Source organism: Paraburkholderia caffeinilytica, from assembly GCF_003368325.1.
Classification (GTDB): Bacteria; Pseudomonadota; Gammaproteobacteria; order Burkholderiales; family Burkholderiaceae; genus Paraburkholderia; species Paraburkholderia caffeinilytica.
The window spans coordinates 3,010,221-3,031,368 of record NZ_CP031466.1 but is presented as its reverse complement, the minus strand read 5'-3'; the positions used below and the strand labels follow the sequence as shown (position 1 = coordinate 3,031,368).

Genomic DNA, 21,148 nt, shown 5'->3' with positions numbered 1-21,148 from the left:
TGGCGCGCTATGGGGTGCTGAACGATGCTGGCGCAGAATCTCTGCGTGCATCTGCGTCGACTCGCGCTTAGCCGCGTGTGTCGACCCAGCGGCGTGCCCAGCGTGCCGAGTGCTGCAGTGCCTGCTCTTCGTTCGGAAAGTAGTCGAGCGAATAGAACTGGTAGCGCCCTTCGGTACGCGTGTTGTCAGCGCATTCGAGCAGCAGGTTGGATGAAAAGCTACCGTCGGGCAAACGATGCGCCGAGGGTTTGACGGCGTAGCCGTTGTAATGATGAATATGTTTGTTCTGCATTTTATATTTTAATAATGTTCGAGTGCGCGCTAGCCGTGCGAGCCGCTATGCGGGTCACGCGGATGAGCCGATTCAAGCCATTGCGAGCCGAATCCAAACGCAGTCGGAAAGCTAAAAAGGGCGTTAAAGCCAGAGGGGAGAATGAGGTGCAACGAGGCGTTTGGCGCTTGGGACTTGCTGCTGAACAACACATGCAGCTAAAAGCGATCGCGCCAACTGTGGGAGACAAAGCTCCGCGAGGATGTCGCTGCAGCCCGATGTCCGTTGCCGGACACCGGGCCCTTCAAACTTACAGCGGCTTGATGTTAGCCGCTTGCAGACCCTTCGGGCCTTGCTTCGTTTCGAAGCTCACCTTCTGATTTTCAGCGAGCGTCTTGAAGCCGTCGCTGCGAATTTCGGAGAAGTGCGCGAACAGGTCGTCGCCGCCCTTGTCCGGGGTGATGAAGCCAAAGCCTTTGCTGTCGTTGAACCACTTAACGGTACCGGTATCCATGAAGAATCCTTGAGTAAAAATAGAAAGATTTGCTCTGTTGAGGAGCGCATGAAGCGTCAAGGAGGGAGAGGACAACGAATACCGCTGAGGAGCGAGACATTGATGAACAGCAATCGAACTTCTTGAACTTCGGGTGCCACAGTAACCGCCGGGGCATGCCAGCGTCAATACTTATCTTGTAACTGTTTTGTTATGGGGCCTGTTTGTCTATCGAGGACGCGTGGTCATGTTGCGCTCGTTGCCGGCGTGCCGTGCCGCGCGGTACGGCACGCCGCTCAAGCAGGGTCTCTGTTTCAGATGCCGACTTTATGCGCCGTCAGGATCAGGCGCAGTCCGAGCGCGGTCACCGCGCTTGCGGCGACGCGATCGATCCAGGCTTTCCACTGCAAATAGACCTCGCGCGGCCGTTTGCTCGAAAAGCACAGCGCAACCACGGTGTACCAGCCGGCTTCAATGGCGAAGATCGCGGGAGGCAACGCAAAGTAGCACCAAAGCGGCGGATGTTGCGGAAGCAGGGCCGCGAAGATACTGCCGTAGTAGACCGCAGTTTTCGGATTGCTGAGTTGTGTGCTCAAACCGATCCAGAAAGATTTGCGCACGTTGGCGGCGACAGCTTGCGTGGCATCGAACGCAAGGGGTTTGGCCGCCCCGCGCCAGATCTTCGACGCAAGGTAGATCAGATACAGGCCGCCAGCCACTTTCAAGCCGACGTACAACCACTCTACGGTCGCCAGCAAGGTGTACAGGCCGAGCAAGGCGATACCGCTGAAGAACACGCCGCCGATGCCCATGCCGGCAGCCGTTGCGAGGCCGTCGCCGCGTGACAGTCCGATGGCATTGCGGGCAACGATGACGAAGCTCGGTCCGGGGCTCATGGCACCGAGCAGCAGTGCGGCCAGGATGGTGACGATGGCTGTCGAGGCGGGCATTTTTGTATGTCTCCTACGGGCGGCGATGTGGGTCCGTGAAACATAGCATGAGCGTGAGAGGTTTTGGTTTGGGTCAGCGCGAATCCAACCCATAAATCGAACCCATAAACAACCGGTAAGAATTGAATTGGCCGGCGCCGAACGCAAACGGAAAAGACAAGGAAAGCCGGTCGTCGCAGGCAAACAATCAGTTGCTGCGGGCAGCGGAAATTGGATGCTAGAATCACCTTCCAGACGCTAAAGCAGCCTTGGAGCACCAAGGCCGATCGGGCGCGAATCGAGCCGTTTGCCGGCGAATTCCCCTAAATCCCGGATTTATTGGGCATGATTCCAGGTGCGAGTTGTCGCGCATCGGGAGCGGCATCGTGAGTTCGTTTCGCACTCAACCCATCTGATTCACACCTAGGCTTCGCGTTGTTTAGCGAAGCCTTTGTTTTTCCAGCGCGAGCATTATCAGCCGCGAAACCGGTACGTTATGAAAGAGCGAGAAGAACAACGGCTGTTCGACCTCGACGGGAATGCGCGTGAGCGCCTGATCGTGTGGATCCGCCGACGCATGGACGAATACGGCATTACGATGGAAGCGCTGGCCGATTCGATCGAAGCCGATAAAAGCGCGATCCGGGCCGTGATGTACCGTGACGCCTACGGAAACACGTGGGACGGTCACGGCGACAAGCCGGATTGGCTCGCCCGTGCAATCTACGCCGGGCAGAACATCGACCATTTCCGCTGTTGAGCGCGAGCATCCAAAAAAAAAGCCCGCGCGGGGCGGGCTTAACTACTCGGAGTTTCGCGATCCAGTCGCAAGACGGATCATCTCCAGTGTAAGTGAAAGCTATATGAAAGTATAGAAAATCCGCGTCACAGATCGAAAAACACGGTTTCCTTGTCGCCCTGCATATAGATGTCGAACCGGTACACATTGGCCGTATTCGGATCGCGACGCGCGATCAGCGTGCCGCGCCGGTCCGCCGGAACTGCTGCCAGCACGGCATCGTTTTCATTGGCTTCGGCTTCGTCCTCGAAATAGATGCGCGTGAAGGTGTGCAGCAGCATGCCGCGCATCGTCACAATCACATTCAGATGCGGCGCCTCGTCCGGATTTGCGCGGCCGGGTTTCACCGTTTCAACGACAAACCGCTTGTGCGGATCGGTGCCCGTACCGACACGGGCGAAGCCACGGAAGCCCGTCTCCAGGATTTCATCGCGTGATTCCGGGTAGTGGCCTTGCGCGTCTACTTGCGACACTTCCAGCATTGCATCGCCGATTACTTTGCCGTCGCCGTCGAATACCTGGCCGACGATCGTGATGTGTTCGCCGACCGCCTCGCGGTCGGCCAGAACCGGTGTAAACAGGCTCTTGAAGTCGAAGTTGTATTGCTGCGGGCACAGACCATAGGCGAAGTACGGTCCAACCGTTTGCGAAGGTGTTTGCTTGAGGGTCGTCATGGCTTAGCGCTCCATCGGGGTTTCGTTGCGGCCGCGCAGCACGATGTCGAAGTTGTAGCCAAGCGCGTAGGCTTCTTGCGTTGTGTCGAGCGAGAAGTCTGCAATCATGCGGTCGCGTGCGTGCTCGGGCGTGCCCTGGAAAATCGGATCGAAGGCCAGCAGCGGGTCGCCGGGGAAATACATCTGCGTGACGAGGCGCGAGCCGAAATGGTCGCCGAACAGCGAGAAGTGAATATGGTTCGGACGCCACGCGTTCGGGTGATTGCCCCAAGGGTAAGCGCCCGGTTTGATCGTCAGGAAACGATAGCGGCCGTCGTTATCGGTAATGCAGCGGCCGGCGCCGAGGAAGTTCGGGTCGAGCGGCGCGTCATGCTGGTCGTTCTTGTGCACATAGCGGCCGGCGGCATTGGCTTGCCAGATCTCAACCAGCGTATTGCGCACCGGACGGCCGCCTTCGTCGAGCACGCGGCCCGTCACGATGATGCGTTCGCCGAGCGGCTCGCCGTTACGTACGGCATTGCGCGTCAGATCGTGGTCGAGCGCGCCGAGGTCTTCCGTGCCGTAGACCGGCACGCGCTGGTCGCGCAGTTTTTCCTTCAGCGGGATCAGCGGACGCGTCGGACCGCGTTTGACCGAAGAACCGTAGCCGGGATAAATGTAGGCGGGATGGGACGCGAAATCGCGCGCGGTGAGAAAGGACTCGTCCATCAGTGTCTCCTTCGAGAATTGTGGGATACGGCGTTATGAAGCGACTTTATCTAACTCAGACGGTTATGAAAAATGACGTTTTCGTCCATTTCGTATAACCTTTCGTTATGCAACGCAGCCTCGCGGACAGCCGCGTCAAATTCCGTCATCTCCAGTGCTTTCTGGCTGTCGCCCAGTTCGGCGGCGTGCAGCGGGCCGCCGAAAGTCTGTCCATCACGCAGCCCGCAGTCTCCAAGACGGTTGCCGAGCTGGAGGCGATTCTCGGCGTGAAGCTGTTCGAGCGCGGCCGCCACGGTGCTGTGCCGACCCGCGAGGGGCAGCTCTTCATGCCGCATGCGAGCGCCTGCGTCAGTGCGTTGCGACAGGGCGTGGACTTGCTTGCGCGCGCGGAAGGCGCGGCGGCCGCGACGCTGGAAATCGGCATTCTGCCGACTGTCGCGGCGGCGCTGGTGCCGCCGGTGCTGAAACGGTTCGCCGCGCTTTGGCCGCGCGTGATCGTGCGCCTCGCCACCGGCGCCAACCCTGAGTTGCTCGAACGGTTGAAGGCGGGCACGATCGAATTCGCGATCGGGCGGCTGGCGGACCCGGAACGGATGGTCGGACTCAGTTTCGAGCAGCTTTTCAGCGAGCCGTTGATTGCCGTGGTCCGCGCGGGGCATCAGTTGGCGCTGGGGGCCGGCTTGCCGGCCACTTCGCTGGAGGATTTTCCAGTGGTGCTGCCGCCGTTCGGCACACTGATCCGGCAATCGGCTGAGAGTTTGTTGAGCGCATGGGGCGTGCCGCCGTTGTCGGGGTTTGTCGAAGTGCTGTCGGTGTCGACGGGGCGCGCGTTGACGCTGGAAAATGACGCAGTGTGGTTCGTGCCGTTGAGCGCAGTCGAATATGAACTGGCGCACGGCATGCTGGTGCGTTTGCCCTTGCCGTTCACGGGGACCGGCGAACCTGTCGGGCTGATCCGGCGCTCGGACACGCAGCCTTCGCCGGTGGGTCGGGCGTTCATCGATGCCGTGCGCGAGGTCGCGCAGCAGCGCATGGCGGCTGCCACAGGCAAGCCCGCGGCCAAACGTGCGTCGAAGCGCCCAATTCGCCAAGCGTGAACCATCCAGTACAAAATGAAGGTTGCGAACGCCCTGCTACCCGGTGTACAAACACGGTGAAAAAGCCGTCGCGGGATGTATTGCTGCGGCACACCACGCTGGCGGTGTCACACTGCGGCGGGGTGACGGCTCGCAGCTGACAGCAAAAACATCACGACCACGCGCGACAGCGTACGAAAGACCGTACAAGGAGATTGCCATGCCCAGCGACTTGCCCACACCAGACGCCGCGCTGCGCGCCGTGTCGGCGCCTGAGCACAATCCGCTCGGCACCGCCGGCCTCGAATTCGTGGAGTTCGCCTCGCGCGAGCCGAAGGCGCTCGGCGAGACCTTCACGAAACTTGGCTTCAAGGCGATTGCGCGCCATATCAGCAAGGACGTCACGCTGTATCGCCAGGGCGAGATGCATTTCCTGATCAACGCCGAGCCGGATTCGTTTGCCGAGCGCTACGCCGAGGAATATGGCGCGGGCATCTGCGCGATCGGCATTCGCGTGGCCAACGCGCAGCGCGCCTTCGACCGTGCGATCGAACTCGGTGCATGGGCGTTCGAAGGCGAGCGTATCGGCGCGGGAGAGCTGCTGATTCCGGCGATCCAGGGCATCGGCGATTCGCATATTTACTTCGTCGACCGTTGGCGCGGCCGTGGCGGCCAGCGCGGCGGCCTTGGCGACATCTCGATCTTCGACATCGACTTCCGTCCGATCGAGATCGATACCGCGCATGCCGATCTGAGTCACGCGGGCACCGGCCTCGTCGCGGTCGATCATTTGACGCAAACGGTCGGTGAGGGCCGGATGCAGGAGTGGCTCGATTTTTATCGCGACCTGCTCAACTTCCGTGAAATTCACGAGCTGCACGCGAACTGGCATGTGTCGGCGGAATCGCGCGTGATGGTGTCGCCGTGCGGCGCGATCCGCGTGCCGTTGTATGAAGAAGGCACGCGCCGCACGAATCTGATGCACGAGTATTTGCCGGATCATCCGGGCGAGGGCGTGCAGCACATCGCGCTCGCCACCGACGATATCTTTGCGTGCGTCGAGCAACTCCTCGCGAACGGCGTCGAATTCGTCGAGCCGCCCCCGCGCTATTACGAGCAGCTCGATGCGCGCCTGCCGGGGCATGGGCTCGATGTCGAGCGGCTCAAGCGCACGCATGTGCTGGTGGATGGCGAGATCGGCGCCGACGGCGTGCCGTTGCTGTTCTTCCAGACCTTTGTGCGGCGCAGTGCCGGCGAAATCTTCTTTGAGATCGTGCAGCGGCAAGGACATCACGGTTTCGGCGAAGGCAATCTGAGCGCGTTGGCGCAGGCACGCGGGCAAGCCGGCGCTTAATGCTTTAGTTTTAGCATTTGCCGACTGCCGACTGCCGACTGCCGACTGCCGACTGCCGACTGCCGAGTGCCGACTGCCGACTGCCGACTGCCGACTGCTGACTGCCGACTGCCGACTGCCGACTGCCGACTGCTGACTGCCGACTGCCGACTGCCGACTGCCGACTGCTGACTGCCGACTGCCGACTGCCGACTGCCGACTGCCGACTGCCGATCACCGCCCGCCGTCTACCGCGCGCCGCTCACGGCTTACCACTCACCGCTCATCGCCCACCATCTGCCGCTCGCCGCGGAATCAACCGGTATCAGTATCGGGATCGCGGGCCAGCCCAGGATTCATCGCGCTGTATGCCGCCGCTTCCCGCAACAGCCACTCGCGAAAGCTCGTGAGCGGCTTGCCGTGGCTCAACTCCGTCGGATAGACGAGGTAATACGCCGAGTCGGCGACGCCGGGCGCGTCGAGCGGCATCACGAGTCCGAGCTGTTCGAGCTGTGCGTCGACAAAAAAACGCGGCACCAGCGCAATGCCGAGACCGGCCGCGGCGGCGCTGATCAGCATTGTGTGGAGCTCGTAGCGGACCCCCTGCATCGTCCGGTTATCGTCGACGCCGAGGTTGGCGAACCACGACGCCCAGCCGTCCGGCCGGGTGGTGGAATGCAGTAGCGGATAGTCCAGCAGATCGGCCGCTGTCTCCACAGGCCGTGTCAGCAGACTCGCCGCGCACACCGGCACGACTTCCTCGCTAAATAGAAAATCCGCGGAGGTGCCCGGCCAGGTCGGCTTGCCGTAGTGAATCGCCGCTTCGAAATGCGTATCGGCGAACGGGAAGGTGCCGGTGCGCACGCCCATGTTGACTCGCACATCCGGATACTGCGCGTTGAATGCCGCCAGCCGCGGAATCAGCCATTGCGATGCGAAAGTCGGCAGGACCGCCAGTTCGAGATAACCGCCGCCGCTGCCATGCGCGATGATCGAAAGCGTGTCGCGGTCCAGTTGTTCCAGCGAGCGCCGCACCTGCGCGCTATAAACCTTGCCCGCCTTGGTCAACAGCACGCGTTGCTTCACTCGCACGAACAGCCGCACGCCGAGATTGTTCTCCAGCGTGCTGATCTGCCGGGACACCGCGCTTTCAGTGAGGAACAGCTCGCGCGCCGCGTGCGTGAAGCTCTCATGCCGCGCGGCGGCTTCGAAAGCGAGCAGCGCGCCCATGTTGGGGATCTTGAACTTTCGCACGATGATTCCAAAAACGCATCAAGTGGCGATTTTATCTCGCTTTACGGCGGCGCTGCGAATTTGAATAATCTCGCATCCAGCGATGCCGTGCTTGCGCCTTGAAACTACGCCGGTCGGCCATCTTCGACGACACGAACGCGTGCTCGCCGCACCTTCCACGGACCCGATATGCGAAACATCAAGAATGCGAATGTCGAACAACTGCTGCTGAAACTGCTCGGCGCCGAGAAAACCGCGAGGCTGTTCGCCACGCTGAACCATCCGCGGATTCTCAACGAATGGGAAGCCGGCATCGTCACGCGCGCCGAGATGGCGCAGGCGATGAACATGGCGCTGTTCGAAGACTTGCTGGCGCGCTCGGCGAATGGCCGCCAGTACACGGGGGAGACGATCGCCGCCGGCGGCAGCGTCTACTTCGACCACGGTGCATTGCGCACCGTGCGCTGGCCCGCGAGCGGCGCGTTGCCGCCGGGGGAAGCAGCCTTCGCGCGCATCCTGCGGCCGCTCGGCTTCAGTATCAACGGCCGCTATCCGCTCGACCGTCTCGGCATGACCGGCCGCGCCTGGGCGCATGACGACGCGCCCGACGAGATCGCGCAGTTCTTCGTCAGCGAATTGCATCCCGAGCGGTTTTCGGCGGAATTCCAGCAGGCGGTGACGAATGTGATCGGTGCGTCTCGCGATCCGTTGACGCCGCAAGCCGCCGGTCAGTTGTGGGAACTCGAACGCGAAGGCGTGTTGCCGCTCGAAGCGGCTCACGCATTGCTGCCGGTGATCGTCGGTGCGTTCGCGCGTCAGCATGAGACGCCACGCGAGGACGATTACGACGTATTGTTGAAGGAGTCGGCGGAAATGGCGTGGATCGCGACGGAAGGCAACGCCTTCAATCACGCCACCGATCGCGTCGCGGACGTCTTCAAGCTCTCCGACGACGAAAAGGCGAAGGGTCGTCCGATGAAGCCGGAAGTGGAGCGTTCGCGGTCGGGCCGCGTGTTTCAGACCGCGTACCGTGCGGACATCGTGCCGCGCGAATTCCGTGCGGCCGACGGCAGCATCGTGAGGCGCGACGTGCCGGGTTCGTTCTACGAGTTCATCACGCGCAAGCGGACCTTCGATCAGGAGGCACGCCGCTGGGAAACGGACCTGCGTTTCGATGCGGGCAACGCACAGGGCATCTTCAGGATGACGGCGAGCCAGGCGGCTTGATTCACGCGTGCCGGCCAATAGTGTGGGCGCTGGACACGAAATATGAGGGGCGCAGTGGGAACGTCATTGGATGAAGAGCAGGGCGCGAGTACTAGCGCTTCGTTGAGCGACGCGGCTCATGGCCCGTCGAATGCGCCACGCGTTGCCAGGCCCTTTCAAGGGACCGCTACGGTGATGCAGGCGCTCGAAGCCGACCTGCGCCGCAACGTACGCGGCGAAGTGCGCTTCGATCCGGGCTCGAAAGCGCTGTATGCCGCGGATGCATCGAACTATCGGCAAGTTCCGCTCGCCGTGGTGGTGCCGTCGGACGTCGACGATCTGCTGGAAACGCTCGCTGCGTGCCGCCGCAACGATGTGCCCTTTCTTCCGCGCGGCGGCGGCACCTCGCAGAACGGTCAATGCGTGAATGTCGCAGTAGTGGCCGACGCGAGCAAGTATGTGAACCGCGTCGTGTCGGTCGATCCCGTGGCGGGCGTTGCGATCGTCGAACCGGGGGTGGTCTGCGACACCTTGCGCGATGCCGCCGAGGAACACGGCCTCACGTTCGCACCCGATCCCGCGACGCACAGTCGCTGCACGCTCGGCGGCATGATCGCCAACAACTCGTGCGGCGCGCATTCGGTGATGGCCGGCAAGACGGTGGAGAACGTCGAGGCGCTGGAAATCGCGACCTTCGACGGCGCGCGTTTCTGGGTCGGGCCTACTTCGGATGACGAGCTCGAGCGCATCATCGCAGCAGGTGGGCGGCAGGGCGAAATCTACGCCGCGCTCAAGCGGCTACGCGACACCTACGCCGATCAGATTCGCGCGAAATTCCCGCAGATCAAGCGGCGTGTGTCGGGCTTCAACCTCGATCAACTGCTGCCGGAAAATGGCTTCAACGTCGCGCGTGCGTTGGTCGGCACCGAGGGCACGTGCGCCGTGACCTTGCAGGCGAAAGTGCGGCTCGTGAAGAGTCCGGCGAAACGCGTGATCGTTGTGGTCGGTTTCACCGATATCTACACCGCTGCGGACGCCGTGCCGCATTTCATGCGTTGCGGGCCGATCGCGATCGAGGGGCTCGACCGCGCGATCATTCGCGGCTTGCAGGCGCGCGGGTTGAAGAAGGATGAGATCGCCTTGCTGCCGCCAGGCGATGCCTGGGTCGTGCTCGAATTCGGCGCGGATACGCAAGACGATGTCGTGCATCGGGCGCAAACCGCTGCAGCGTATTTCTCGTCGGGCACGGCGGGGCCGAACGTGTCGGCGATGCTCGTCGAAGATCGCGCGTTGCAGGCGAAGGTGTGGTCGATCCGCGAGACGGGGGCGTCGGCGGTGGCCTTGTCGGTGGATGCGGGCACGCCGGATCCGGTGGTCGGCTGGGAGGACGCAGCCGTCGATCCAATGCGTCTCGGCGATTATCTGCGCGCGTTTCAGGCGCTGGTGGATCGCTATGGCTACGAGACGAGTCTATACGGTCATTTCGGCGACGGCTGTGTCCACGCGCGCATTACCTTCGATTTGCGCAGCGCGGAAGGTGTCGCGACGTGGCGCAAGTTTCTGCGCGAGGCGGCGGAACTGGTCGTCGAATTCGGCGGCTCGCTATCGGGTGAACACGGGGACGGTCAGGCCAAGGCCGAATTCCTGCCGATCATGTACGGCCCCGAACTGATGCACGCGATGGAACAGTTCAAGGCGATCTGGGACCCGGCCAACCGATTGAATCCCGGCAAGGTCGTGCATGCTTATCGCGCCGACGAAAACCTGCGCATGGGGCCGGCCTACAAACCCGTGACACTGCAAACGAAGCTCACCTTCGCGAGCCAGGAAGGTGACGGTTTTCAGCGCGAGATCGAACGATGCATCGGCATGGGCAAGTGCCGCTCGCTCGAAGGCGGCACGATGTGTCCGAGCTTTCGCGCGACACGCGAAGAGAAATACTCGACGCGTGGCCGCGCGCATCTGTTCTGGGAAATGCTGCAAGGCGACGTGATCGCCGACGGCTGGCAAAGCCGTGAAGTGAAAGAGGCACTCGACACGTGCCTCGCGTGCAAGGGCTGCAAATCCGATTGTCCGACGCATACGGATATGGCTTCGTACAAGGCGGAATTTCTCTCGCATTACTACGAGACGAATCGTCGACCGCGCCAGGCATTGTTTATGGGGCGGATTGGCGAATGGGCGCCATGGGCGGCGCGATTCCCGCGATTGACGAATTTCATGACGTCGGCGCCAGGGTTGGCCGCGTTTGGGAAGTGGGCTGCCGGGGTGTCGCAAGCGCGTGAGTTGCCGAAGTTTGCTACGCGGACGTATCGGCAGAGTGTCCGGCGTTCGCCTCAGACGGAGCTCGATGCTCGCCCTCGTGGCGAGGCGAAGAAAGTCATCTTGTGGGTCGATACATTCAACGATCACTTCACGCCCGAGATTGCGCAGGCCGCTGCCGATGTGCTGATGCAGATAGGGTGGCACGTCGTGCTGCCGAAGAAACGTTTGTGTTGCGGACGTCCGCTGTACGACTTTGGTTTGCTCGCACGCGCGCGCGAGTTGCTGAGCACCATTCTCGACGACCTCGGGGACGATATCGCGGCCGGTGTGCCGCTGGTCGGACTTGAACCCGGTTGCCTATCGGTGTTCAAGGATGAACTGCTGAAGCAGTTCCCCGGTCATGCTCTAGCGGCGCAACTGTCGGCGCAGACGTTTCTATTTTCCGATTTCGTCGCGCGTCAGCCGTTCGATTGGCCGACGCTTGCTGCGGACGTGATCGTGCACGGGCATTGTCATCAGAAGGCGCTGTTCGGCATGCAAGGCGATACCGCGTTGCTGAACAAGCTTGGCGTGAAGTGGAGATTGCTCGATACGGGATGCTGTGGGATGGCGGGATCGTTCGGCTTTGACGACAAACATCACGCGCTGTCGGAGAAGATCGGCGAAGACTCGCTGTTTCCCGCAGTGCGTGCCGCAACCGCTGCGAACGCGGAAACGATTGTGCTGACCAACGGCTTCAGTTGCCGCGAGCAGATCGAACAGGGGACGGGTCAGCACGCGATGCATATCGTGCAACTGGCACAGCGGGCGTTGGCGATGCGACGTTAGGGGGCGCGACGGCGTTGCTATTGGTGTCGGCACTGGCATTGTCATTTGCCGGTGGCGCTGCCGTCGGCATGGGCGACGCTGGCCTTCGCTTTTGGCGTTTCCACGCGCTGCGAGCGGCTCAGGCGCCTTCGCTATTTTTTCGTCGGTTCCGCAGCCGCCGACGTCTGCGGAATGTCGGCGCTGGTTGCCATCCACAACACCTCCGCGTCTTCGTCGCTGGTGGAGACTGCAGCGTGGCCGGTACGGCTGTCGAAGTACAGGCTGTCGCCAGCGTTCAGATGCGTCGGCGCGTACAACTCGGAATAGAGGCACACGCTGCCGCTGATCACGTACAGGAATTCTTCGCCCTCGTGACGGCCCCAGTCATCGAAAGCATCCAGCGTGTGCGCCGAGATGCGGATGCGAAACGGCAACATCGCCTTGTGCGCCAGATCCGTGGCGAGCAACTCCATCTGATAGCCGCGATAGGCGTGGCGCTGGCCCTCGTTTTTGCGGGTCAACGCGCGCCGGCCGCTGGCGCTGACCTTGGGTGTCGAGCCGAACAGTTCGCCAATCTCAATCCTCAAGCCGAGCACGATCTTTTGCAGGACGTCGAAAGTCGGGGACATCAGACCGTTTTCGACTTTGGAGAGGGTCGAGCGGGAGACGCCACAGAGGCGGCTCGCGGTTTCGAGCGTCAAATCCTGCGCCTGGCGGGCGGCGCGCACGCGGCGGCCGAGGTCGGTGGTCGATGGATCAGCGGGTTTGGTGAGGTGGGTGTCCATGGGGCTGGCTTAGATGCTCGCCTTGCGCGGCGTTCGATGTTTCCGATAATAACATTTGAGAAGGGTGGGGCTGGCTAGCGGCTAGCGTCCAGCACATGTCCGGCTCATGTGGCCATTGAGCAACTTTTCCCATCGGAAACGTTAGGTGTCGAGATTGATGCGATCGGCCTCGCGCCTCCTCGACTGTCCAAGCCGCCAAACAGCCAGTGACGCGCGATTCCATTGCCTAAAATCAGGTTACGCGCAGAACGCTTTCGAGCAACTCGATTGCAGTGGCGTTCGCAGTCGAGCCTGCGTGTCTGAATCCCGACTCGTCGTATTCGTAAGGGGAATCGTCATGGCGACTTATGTGGTTCTTGCGCAGTTTACCGATCAGGGTATTCGCGCCGTCAAAAACACAACGCAGCGGGCCGGTCAAGCGGCGGAAATGGCCAAGAGCTTTGGCTGTGAAATGAAAGAGATCTACTGGACGATGGGCCAATATGACATTGTCACGATCGTGGAAGCACCGGACGAGCAAAGCTTCATGTCATTCGGCCTCGCGCTCGGCTCCGCGGGCAATGTCCGCACGCAAACGCTCCGTGCATTCAAGAAAGACGAACTCGGCGCTCTTCTCGGCAAACTCCCATAACAGACCGACATGCGGCTCGCAATCGGCTGCTTCCCGCGGCGTCTTTGCTATGTACGTCGGCAAGCGTCACGAGTAGACGCGATTGCTTGGTAGACATTCGCGTGGATCAAGCCCCTCGCGCGCCAACGGCGGACGAAGCGGAGGCGGCCTCGAACGTTGTGCCTTCAGGCGGGTCGGGTTGATGAAACATATCGTATATGGAGTCGAGCAGCCATGCGATGCCTGGATCCGCCGAGAACTGGCTATGACAATGAACCTGAATTTCGATGCGCGGCAACGAGAAAGGCAACGGGAGGATGCGGAAGGACTTGTTGCGGTTGAAGCGCTGCGCGATGCTCCTGGGGAAAATGACTGCGAGATCGGTGTTCTGGACGATCTCGGGCGCGACTACAAAATGAGGCAGGCGCAGCACGATATCCCGGCGCAGATTCAATTCCTCCAGCCATTGCTCGACCATCCGGTGTCCGGTTGCATTCGTGCTTGCGTAGACGTAGCGCAAACCCGCGAGGTCTTCCTTGGTTGGCTTCAGTTTGCGCAAAGGATGACCCGCCCGCACCACGCAAACGTGTTCGTCGAAGAATAGCGTCCTGCTCACACAACCGGGATCCAGACCCGGAACGTAACCGAGCGCGAGGTCGATTTCACCGCTGCGCATCGCGGCACTCACGGAGTCGACGGAGACATTGGCAATCTCGATCCGGATGCCGCGCGCAGTGCGGTCGAGCATCGAGAGAAGCGGCGGCAGGAAATAGAACTCCGACATATCCGACATTGACACGCGGAATACGCGCGTCGTCGTAGCGGGGTCGAATTTCGCGAGCTGCTGCACCGCCGCGTTGATGATTTCGAATGCCTGCGTGAGCGGTGCGTGCAAACGCAGTGCCGCATCGGTGGGGACCATGCCGCTGGGCGTGCGGACGAAGAGCGGATCGTCGAATAACGCACGCAGCCGCCGGAGCGCATGGCTAACGGCGGGTTGCGTGAGTCCGAGGCGTTCGCCCGCGGCGGTCAGGCTGCGTAGATCCGAGATGGCCAGAAACACGCGCAGCAGATTCAAATCCGTAATGCCAGGGTGCGACTTTGTCATGACGTTCGAATCGCGGCAGTGAAGGAGTCTGACGATCGCGTTGCGTCAGACACTGGCTGTTAGGACGGACGCGCAACTTTCGGCGCAACAACATCCGGGTCGCAGAGCGGGGAAGTGACAGCGCCGGACCGGTTGGAACTAATTGCGTCCGGCTTTACGTCCGATTCAGGTTACCGTAAATGCTGTGCATAGGGAAATGCGAGGCCGGACCGCTGTATGCCGGAAATGCGTCGAAATCCTGCTTCATCCGCGCACGGACCGGCGAGGCCAACGCCTGGGCCAGCGCTGCGGGATCGTCGAACACGACCTTGTTCCGCTGCATGGCAGTCGCTCGCGGAATGTTCAAGCCGGTTCGATAGTCGACGCGCGTATAGATTTCGAGCTCGCGAATGCCGGGGAGTTGCGCCATGAGCGGAGGGTGATGCGTCAGATAGTGCGTCAGCCACGCATTGAAGTCGCGTGCTTCCCCTTCGTAGCCGACGAGATACGTGCATTTTTCAGACGGATTGCCGGAGTCGTGAGCATTTGGCGTAGCGAATCGTCTCACCGCCATGAGTTGCTGCGTGAATGCAAGACGGCCTTGGGCGGCGTCTGTCGTGTGGTCCACGATCGTGTGTGCCGCACCGTCACGCTGAAGCGCTGTCTCGCCAAGATCGAGATCGTCGAAATACCACTGCAGCACGCAGGTTGGTTTCAAACCATCTTCTTGCGACAGCGGGTCGCCATTCGCCGACTCGACAGCGCGATGGATCACGAAGCGTCGCAGCCCTTCCACGTTCCGGGATGCCGCCTCGACAAGCGATGTATCGACGTCGCGCGGCTCCCGGTGCGTGTCACTGCGATAGCCGATAAGAAACAGGCAGACTTCCACGTTCACCTCGCGGCGCTTGCGACGACGGACTGCGCCGTTGCTTCCAGCCGCGCAAGACGGTGGAACTGCCGGCCAAAGTAGATCAGTCCGTCGCCGCCCGACCTGATCGAAACATGCCTGATTTCCACAAACATGACCGAATGCGAGCCGACACTCTTGAGGTCGACAATCTCGCCTTCGAGGCTTGCAATCGCATGCGAGAGGACGGGCGCCGACCGATGCCCGATCGTCCACGCATGACGTTCGAACCGCTCGTCCATCGAGCAGGCCGTCATGCCGGCGAAATCCCGCGCGACGTCCTGGCATTCCGCAGCCAGCACGTTGATGCACACGTTCCGGTTGTGATGCAGAACATCGTGCACATAACTGGCCTGATTGATACAAACGAGCATTGTGGGCGGCGCATCCGTTACGGAACAGACTGCGCTTGCGGTAATTCCGCTACGTCCGCTCGGGCCGTCGGTGGTGATGATGTTGACGGCCGCCGGCAGGCAGGCCATCGCATCGCGGAAACGCCGTTTGCTGTCTTCGATAGTCATGATTGTCCTGTCGCTTTCGTGTGTCACGGGCCTCTTCAGGGATACGGCGTGACCGGCGCGATGCCTGCAAACAGCGCGCCCGATGCGTCGTAGGTGCCTTCTCCAAGGAACGCATGCTGCGTCACGACAATCGAGTCGCGCACCAATCGCTGCAGCCGGTTCTCGCGGTAGATCGCCGCGATGCCCGCCAACTGATACGCGTGCATCACGACTTCGGCACACAGTTGTGCGGCGTGAGTCGCACTGAGGCGCATCAGATTGGCCTGATCCTGTGTCACAGGATCGCCGGCGACGATCGTCTGCCACGCCGACTCGGAGGACTCGTAGAAGAACGCGCGCGCGCTGCGCCAGTTGGCCTCCGCTTTCGCGAGACCGGAGCGGTAGTAACCGCGGTCTGCAAGACGTGGAGCACCGGTGGTGGTTTTTGTCGATCCGGACATGTCGGTCAGCAGGTCGAGCGCTGCACGCGCGAGGCCGATGTTGACCGCGGCGTGCACTTGCGCCTGGTAGGCAACGGCGGGATAGCGGTAGAGCGGTTCGTCGATCAGCGCTTGCCCGCCGCGAACGAATGTCCATTGCGCATCGACGAATTTGTCGCGAAGCCGCAGATCGTGGCTGCCGGTGCCCTGCATGCCGACGACATTCCAGTTCTCGACGATCTCGACCTCGTGCGCCGCGAATACAGCAGTGAACGGCTTTCCCGCGCCGGTGTCACCCGAATTGGCGGGCGTACCGCCGATCCCTACACCGATCCAGTCCGCGCCCTTGCAACCGCTTGCGAATCGCCATTGTCCGCTGACCATGAAGCCACCCGGTACTTTGGCGGCCGGCTGCAACGGATAGAGTCCGCCGGCGAAAACCTGATCCGGTCCTTTTGCATAGATATGCTGCTGCGTTTCGATGGGGAGCGACGCGAGATAGGTATTCGCGGACCCGAACGCGGCGACCCACGCGGTCGATCCGTCGGCGATCGCGATCCGTTCGAGCATGCGCAGAAACTGCGGCGGCGGCAGCGCGTCTCCACCGAAACGGCGCGGCGTACTTGCCCGAAAGATGCCCGCGCGTTTCATCTTCGCGATCATGTCGCGCGGAACATGCGAGAGTTGATCGAACTCGTCCCTGCGACGCGCTATTTCCTCGATCAGGACGTCGAGGGTAAGGGGACCCGCGTACTCCGGATACGGGTCGGCTTGATCGATGACGCGAGGTTCGTAGGCGTGCGTCGGAAGACTGGCACTTTGGAGGCTTTGCATGATGGCAGGGTGTCGTAATTGAGTAATCGATCCGTCTCGCGCGGCGCCGCCGGGGCGCTGCCACTTGACGGTGTTAAGCACTTTCTTTCGCCTGAAGTCTCAACGCCTTTGGGAAGGTCTCGGGCGCAAGACAGGTCGCCAGCATGGTGATCAGTCCGAGAACAACGAGGTAAATCGCGACTGGCGCGGCGCTACGGTAGTGCGCGAGCAGCGCCGTCGCGATCATCGGCGACAGGCCGCCGCCGAGTACCGACGACACCTCGCGGCCAATGCCGAGACCCGAGAAACGTAGATGGACGGGCAGCAATTCGCTGATGAAAGCAGGCTGGGCGCCTTCGAGGATACCCAGCGTGATGCTGTTGGCGAGGACGAGGGCCAGGACGACTTTCCATAGCACGCCCGATCCAAGCAGCAGGAAGTAAGGGTAGGCAACCAGAACCATTGCGATTGCTCCGGCAAGATAAACCGGCTTGCGGCCGATCTTGTCCGTCACGTGACCCATCACGAGCGAAACGGGGATCATCAGCAGCATGGACACGGTCAATCCACCCAGAATCCAGCTCGATGGCAGGCCGACAAACCTGCCGTAGGCAATCGAAAAAGCGAAGAAGATGTACGACGCAGCGCCTTCGCCAAAGCGCAGGCCGAAAACGGTCAGCACCTGACGCGGACATTGGCGCAGCACTTCGATAATCGGCATGCGACTGCCGCGGTGCGCAGCCTTGACCTCGGCGAACTCAGCGCTTTCATCCACGGAGCGACGCATCCACAGTCCGAGCGCGACTAACGCGGCGCTGCACAGGAACGGCACGCGCCAGCCCCAACTTTGAAAGTCGGAAGACGAAAGCGTCTGCACGAGCAGGAATGCAGCGGTGGAAAGAACGAAGCCGAATGCAGCGCCGCACGGACTCCACGCAGCCAGTGCGCCGCGCTTCGATGCGGGTGCGTTTTCGTGGATGAGCAAAATGCTGCCGCTCCATTCTCCGCCGGCAGCAAGGCCCTGCACGATGCGCAGCAGGACCAGCATGATGGGGGCTGCGATCCCGATCTGCTGATAGGTCGGCAAGAGGCCCATTAGGACGGTCGCGCTGCCCATCATCAAAAGCGTCAGCATCATGACCGTCTTGCGGCCGTACCGGTCTCCGATATGGCCGCAGAGCACGCCACCAATCGGGCGGGCGATGAAGCCGACCGTAAAGCCGCCGAACGCGGCAATCGTCCCAGTCAGCGGATCGCTGCCTATGGGGAAGAAGAGCCGGCCGAACACCAGCGCGGCGGCCGTTCCGTACAGAAAAAAGTCGTACCATTCGAGGATCTGGCCGAGCACGGCAGTCGTCACCGCGCGGCGAACCTTGCTGGTCGGACGCCGGTCGGATAGGGGAGCAAGCGTAGCTGTTGCGTCAGGGTTCATGGTATCTGGCAGGGCACGATGTGGGAGAGCCCGCCTCTCGACAACTCAGATCGGCAGGTATGGCGATACGAACGGGGATGGCATGTCCGCACAATATGGCCGCGACAAAAGACGGTCAAATTCGGGACAAAAATGAACGACATGAACGGCGTTCATGACGACGCGTGCCGTTGAATAAAGTCTGCGTCGCGTCAGAATTCCAACGCGTTATTCGCGGACATCCACGGCACCAGACATTTCAGCTACTTGCATGTCTGCAATAGCTGAAAATCAGTATGTCGAAGTATTGATGGCAAGCCCCGCGCTCGCACGGCTATTCAACGTCGAGGAGAGCAGGCCGAAGCCGCACGTGGCGTTAGCCAGTATCGGACCAATGCACGGCGTGCTATTGCACTATTGCACTTCAGTGCCTGTCGCGCATCACTTCCCACCAATCGCGATGGTCCATCCGCCTGAGTTTCCGCTGCCGCGTGATTTCGCGCCAATAGTGAACGGCGACCAGCAGCACGGCGGCGCTCAACCCGCACAGACCCACGACGATTCCTGTCCACGATTCGGCCACGGAACACTCCTTGACAGTGAAGCTGATCAAGCGATACGTGTCATTCGTCGTTCAGGATACGAGCTGCAGCCTTGAGAAACATCTGTCCGTCGTGGGTGATCAGCGGACGCTGCTGCCCGGAAGGGAGGTTTTCCAGCGTGACGAGCTGACGGTCCAGAAGCGCTTCCAGATCGGCACCGTCAAGGCTCAGCCAATCCGGCGCATCCTTGAGCAGCATGAGAGTCGCGAATTCATGCGGACTGAGCATCTCCGTCTCCTGGCTAAACCTGCTTTGCTGGGAAGCTGATCCGTTGGCCTCGCTTCGCGAGCAGGATCAATTCGGGGATGGCTGCTGCGAGCTGTCCTCTTGCTTCTGGATGACATGTCGCGCGCCAACGGACCCATCTTAATGCTGAGGTGTCCAACAGATCAATATGTGGGAAAAGCTTTTTTCAATATATTTGCGATGCCTCTGCAATGCCGTCGCAGCGCAGCATGACCCGTCGACGGGCAATCGTGTGGCGCTTCATACGAGATGTTCGTCAGCGCACAGACTCGATGCGTGTCGGACTGCTTCGAGTCAATCTCGTGGCAACGCTTCCACGCGTCAGCCTGCGTACTCCCGTGACGCCACGGCGCCACGTGACTCGAACCCGCGAAGCCTTCTCGCGTGGTTTTGGCGAACAGGCGTTCTTGTGACATGATTGGCCAGCGCAGACGTTGTGAGCGTTGATGAGCGCCGCGTCGCGTAGCGGAACAATCAACACGCAGCAGGTGCTTCGTGGCCGACACGCCTTCGAACGCCACGCTGCTTACGAGTTATTTTCCCGGAGGCAACGCCATGAAGTTGACAATCGCCGCACCGCTCCTGGTCATTTCGTTACTCGGCGCGCCCGCCGCCGTCATTGCAACCGGTGTGATTGCAAACGTCCTGCTTGCAGTGCAATAGCCAGTCGAATCGGACTCGATTGCCGCAAAACGTCGCGTGCTATGCTGGGACCGGCAAGTATCTCCACACAACTCGCCTCCCCCGTGTCGACGACGAGGTACGTGCCATCCAGAACGCCGCACCGGCCGGCGCGAAACTGAGCCGGACACGACCTCGATCGTTGACCATGGACTACCGTCATCTGCAACAGCGCAAGAGCCTGCACGGCCGCATTGTGCAGGAGCTTGGCATGGATATCGTCGGCGGCAAAGTACAGCCGGGCCAGCGCTTGCCTGCCGAGGCCGACCTGTGCGAGCGCTATGGCGTTAGCCGTCCCGTGCTGCGCGAGGCCACCCGTGTGCTCGTGGCAAAAGGGCTGGTCGTGTCGAAACCGCGTGTGGGCAGTGTCGTGAAGCCTCGCGCGGACTGGCATATGCTTGATCCCGATGTCCTGTTCTGGACAATCAACAGTGTTCCAGAAGGCGAGTTCTTCAGTTCGCTTCTGACTGTGCGCCGCGTCATCGAACCCGCGGCGGCTGCACTCGCCGCCACGGCTGCAACAAGCGACGATCTCGCGCGCATTGCATTGGCTTACGACCAGATGGAGCATGCGGAAACCGCAAGCGCGCTACTCGATCCGGACCTCGAGTTTCACCGCGCAATCATGGCGGCCACGCACAACGACCTGCTGGCCTATATTGGCAACATGCTTTCACTTGCGCTGACGGAATCGATCAAGCTGACGAGTCGCCATCCCGACACACACGCGCTTTCGTTGCCGCGGCACAAGGCGATTCTCACTGCAATCCAGAGCCGCGACCCGTTGGGCGCACGGCAAGCAAGTCTGGTTCAGCTCGACAATGCGCGCGCGGACGCCGAACGCGTTCTGGAAACCGGCAGCCAGTTTCAGACACAACCCTGATACGAGCGGGGCGGCTGGGCCCAACTATTGGGCAGAGCATGGCGAGTGGCGCGTACGGTTCTTCATGTCCCTTTCGTTCCGTGCGCCGACTCGATAGTAATACTATTGAAGTGGTGTATCGCGAAGATCATTTCGACAACGTACGACCTGCGGATGGCGAGCGAGGCCTGTCCTGTTGCCGTGTTGTATTGCACGGTCGAAGGCGAATGAGGACGGCCGCGCTGCACCGCAATAAATTAATTAGTCGGACTAGTTAAGGGTATACATCGATTAGTAGCTAAAAAGGCGTGATATAGCATTTTCTGGTGGGTAGTCATGCGTACGCGCGTGCACGTGGGTTTCATGAAAGAAATGATGCCCGGCTCCGGTGCTTTTCTTGCCGGGGC

The 21,148-nt window shown here is 61.2% G+C and carries 21 protein-coding genes; 7 read left to right on the top strand and 14 right to left on the bottom strand.

Annotation, left to right across the window (positions count from 1 at the left end; genetic code table 11):
- Positions 1-67: 67 nt before the first annotated feature.
- The 3 genes from DSC91_RS13400 to DSC91_RS13390 form a co-directional block, all read right to left on the bottom strand.
- On the bottom strand, positions 68-292 hold the full coding sequence (locus tag DSC91_RS13400; RefSeq protein ID WP_115778883.1) for a hypothetical protein: 225 nt from the start codon (positions 290-292) through the stop codon (positions 68-70).
- Positions 293-581: 289 nt separating this feature from the next.
- Positions 582-785 (bottom strand): cold-shock protein, encoded by a 204-nt coding sequence (locus DSC91_RS13395; protein WP_028225987.1) that lies wholly within the window; start codon positions 783-785, stop codon positions 582-584.
- Between the two features lie 293 nt (positions 786-1,078).
- Positions 1,079-1,714: a LysE family translocator gene (locus tag DSC91_RS13390; protein ID WP_115778881.1), complete on the bottom strand. Its 636-nt coding sequence runs from the start codon at positions 1,712-1,714 to the stop codon at positions 1,079-1,081.
- Between the two features lie 475 nt (positions 1,715-2,189).
- On the opposite strand from DSC91_RS13390, the gene DSC91_RS13385 reads away from it, so the two are divergent.
- Positions 2,190-2,453 (top strand): H-NS family nucleoid-associated regulatory protein, encoded by a 264-nt coding sequence (locus tag DSC91_RS13385; RefSeq protein WP_115778879.1) that lies wholly within the window; start codon positions 2,190-2,192, stop codon positions 2,451-2,453.
- Positions 2,454-2,578: 125 nt separating this feature from the next.
- On the opposite strand, the gene pcaG is transcribed toward DSC91_RS13385, so the two are convergent.
- Together pcaG and pcaH are read right to left on the bottom strand one after the other, a co-directional pair.
- Positions 2,579-3,166, bottom strand: a complete 588-nt coding sequence (gene pcaG, locus DSC91_RS13380; protein ID WP_115778877.1) for a protocatechuate 3,4-dioxygenase subunit alpha — start codon at positions 3,164-3,166, stop codon at positions 2,579-2,581.
- A 3-nt stretch (positions 3,167-3,169) separates the two neighbouring features.
- Positions 3,170-3,874: a protocatechuate 3,4-dioxygenase subunit beta gene (pcaH, locus tag DSC91_RS13375; protein WP_115778875.1), complete on the bottom strand. Its 705-nt coding sequence runs from the start codon at positions 3,872-3,874 to the stop codon at positions 3,170-3,172.
- A 107-nt stretch (positions 3,875-3,981) separates the two neighbouring features.
- Between pcaH and pcaQ the strand changes: the two genes are divergently transcribed.
- Positions 3,982-4,971: a pca operon transcription factor PcaQ gene (gene pcaQ, locus DSC91_RS13370; protein WP_115778873.1), complete on the top strand. Its 990-nt coding sequence runs from the start codon at positions 3,982-3,984 to the stop codon at positions 4,969-4,971.
- A gap of 199 nt (positions 4,972-5,170) precedes the next feature.
- A complete protein-coding gene (locus tag DSC91_RS13365) occupies positions 5,171-6,304 on the top strand; it encodes a 4-hydroxyphenylpyruvate dioxygenase family protein (protein ID WP_115778871.1) in 1,134 nt (377 codons plus the stop codon).
- A gap of 294 nt (positions 6,305-6,598) precedes the next feature.
- Here the strand turns inward: DSC91_RS13365 and DSC91_RS13355 are convergent, their stop codons facing one another.
- Positions 6,599-7,537, bottom strand: coding sequence for a LysR substrate-binding domain-containing protein (locus DSC91_RS13355; protein ID WP_175171936.1), 939 nt, complete (start codon positions 7,535-7,537; stop codon positions 6,599-6,601).
- Between the two features lie 168 nt (positions 7,538-7,705).
- Here DSC91_RS13355 and DSC91_RS13350 point away from each other — a divergent pair, with 168 nt between their 5' ends.
- Positions 7,706-8,743 carry a DUF1338 domain-containing protein gene (locus DSC91_RS13350; RefSeq protein WP_115778868.1) on the top strand — a complete coding sequence of 346 codons (1,038 nt, stop codon included), beginning with the start codon at positions 7,706-7,708 and terminating at the stop codon, positions 8,741-8,743.
- A 54-nt stretch (positions 8,744-8,797) separates the two neighbouring features.
- Entirely contained in the window at positions 8,798-11,815 is a 3,018-nt protein-coding gene (locus DSC91_RS13345; RefSeq protein WP_115778866.1) for an FAD-binding and (Fe-S)-binding domain-containing protein, read from the top strand.
- Positions 11,816-11,946: 131 nt separating this feature from the next.
- On the opposite strand, the gene DSC91_RS13340 is transcribed toward DSC91_RS13345, so the two are convergent.
- On the bottom strand, positions 11,947-12,579 hold the full coding sequence (locus DSC91_RS13340; RefSeq protein ID WP_115778864.1) for a helix-turn-helix domain-containing protein: 633 nt from the start codon (positions 12,577-12,579) through the stop codon (positions 11,947-11,949).
- A gap of 337 nt (positions 12,580-12,916) precedes the next feature.
- Here DSC91_RS13340 and DSC91_RS13335 point away from each other — a divergent pair, with 337 nt between their 5' ends.
- Positions 12,917-13,210: a GYD domain-containing protein gene (locus tag DSC91_RS13335; RefSeq protein WP_115778863.1), complete on the top strand. Its 294-nt coding sequence runs from the start codon at positions 12,917-12,919 to the stop codon at positions 13,208-13,210.
- 106 nt (positions 13,211-13,316) lie between these two features.
- Here DSC91_RS13335 and DSC91_RS13330 read toward each other — a convergent pair whose 3' ends face one another.
- The 7 genes from DSC91_RS13330 to DSC91_RS13305 all read right to left on the bottom strand — a co-directional run bounded on the left by DSC91_RS13330 (position 13,317) and on the right by DSC91_RS13305 (position 19,180).
- On the bottom strand, positions 13,317-14,297 hold the full coding sequence (locus DSC91_RS13330; protein WP_229758209.1) for a LysR family transcriptional regulator: 981 nt from the start codon (positions 14,295-14,297) through the stop codon (positions 13,317-13,319).
- Between the two features lie 154 nt (positions 14,298-14,451).
- Positions 14,452-15,168 (bottom strand): EthD family reductase, encoded by a 717-nt coding sequence (locus DSC91_RS13325; protein WP_115779833.1) that lies wholly within the window; start codon positions 15,166-15,168, stop codon positions 14,452-14,454.
- Positions 15,169-15,170: 2 nt separating this feature from the next.
- Positions 15,171-15,707: a 4-hydroxyphenylacetate 3-monooxygenase, reductase component gene (gene hpaC, locus DSC91_RS13320; RefSeq protein ID WP_115778861.1), complete on the bottom strand. Its 537-nt coding sequence runs from the start codon at positions 15,705-15,707 to the stop codon at positions 15,171-15,173.
- Positions 15,708-15,742: 35 nt separating this feature from the next.
- The gene (locus DSC91_RS13315; RefSeq protein WP_115778859.1) at positions 15,743-16,960 is read right to left on the bottom strand and encodes an acyl-CoA dehydrogenase family protein; all 1,218 of its coding nucleotides are present in this window, start codon (positions 16,958-16,960) and stop codon (positions 15,743-15,745) included.
- 73 nt (positions 16,961-17,033) lie between these two features.
- A complete protein-coding gene (locus tag DSC91_RS13310; protein ID WP_115778856.1) occupies positions 17,034-18,371 on the bottom strand; it encodes an MFS transporter in 1,338 nt (445 codons plus the stop codon).
- Positions 18,372-18,774: 403 nt separating this feature from the next.
- Positions 18,775-18,933, bottom strand: coding sequence for a hypothetical protein (locus tag DSC91_RS37460; RefSeq protein WP_162831389.1), 159 nt, complete (start codon positions 18,931-18,933; stop codon positions 18,775-18,777).
- A gap of 40 nt (positions 18,934-18,973) precedes the next feature.
- Positions 18,974-19,180 (bottom strand): hypothetical protein, encoded by a 207-nt coding sequence (locus tag DSC91_RS13305; RefSeq protein WP_054034863.1) that lies wholly within the window; start codon positions 19,178-19,180, stop codon positions 18,974-18,976.
- A gap of 847 nt (positions 19,181-20,027) precedes the next feature.
- Between DSC91_RS13305 and DSC91_RS13300 the strand changes: the two genes are divergently transcribed.
- Entirely contained in the window at positions 20,028-20,762 is a 735-nt protein-coding gene (locus DSC91_RS13300; protein WP_115778854.1) for a FadR/GntR family transcriptional regulator, read from the top strand.
- Positions 20,763-21,148: the final 386 nt, after the last annotated feature.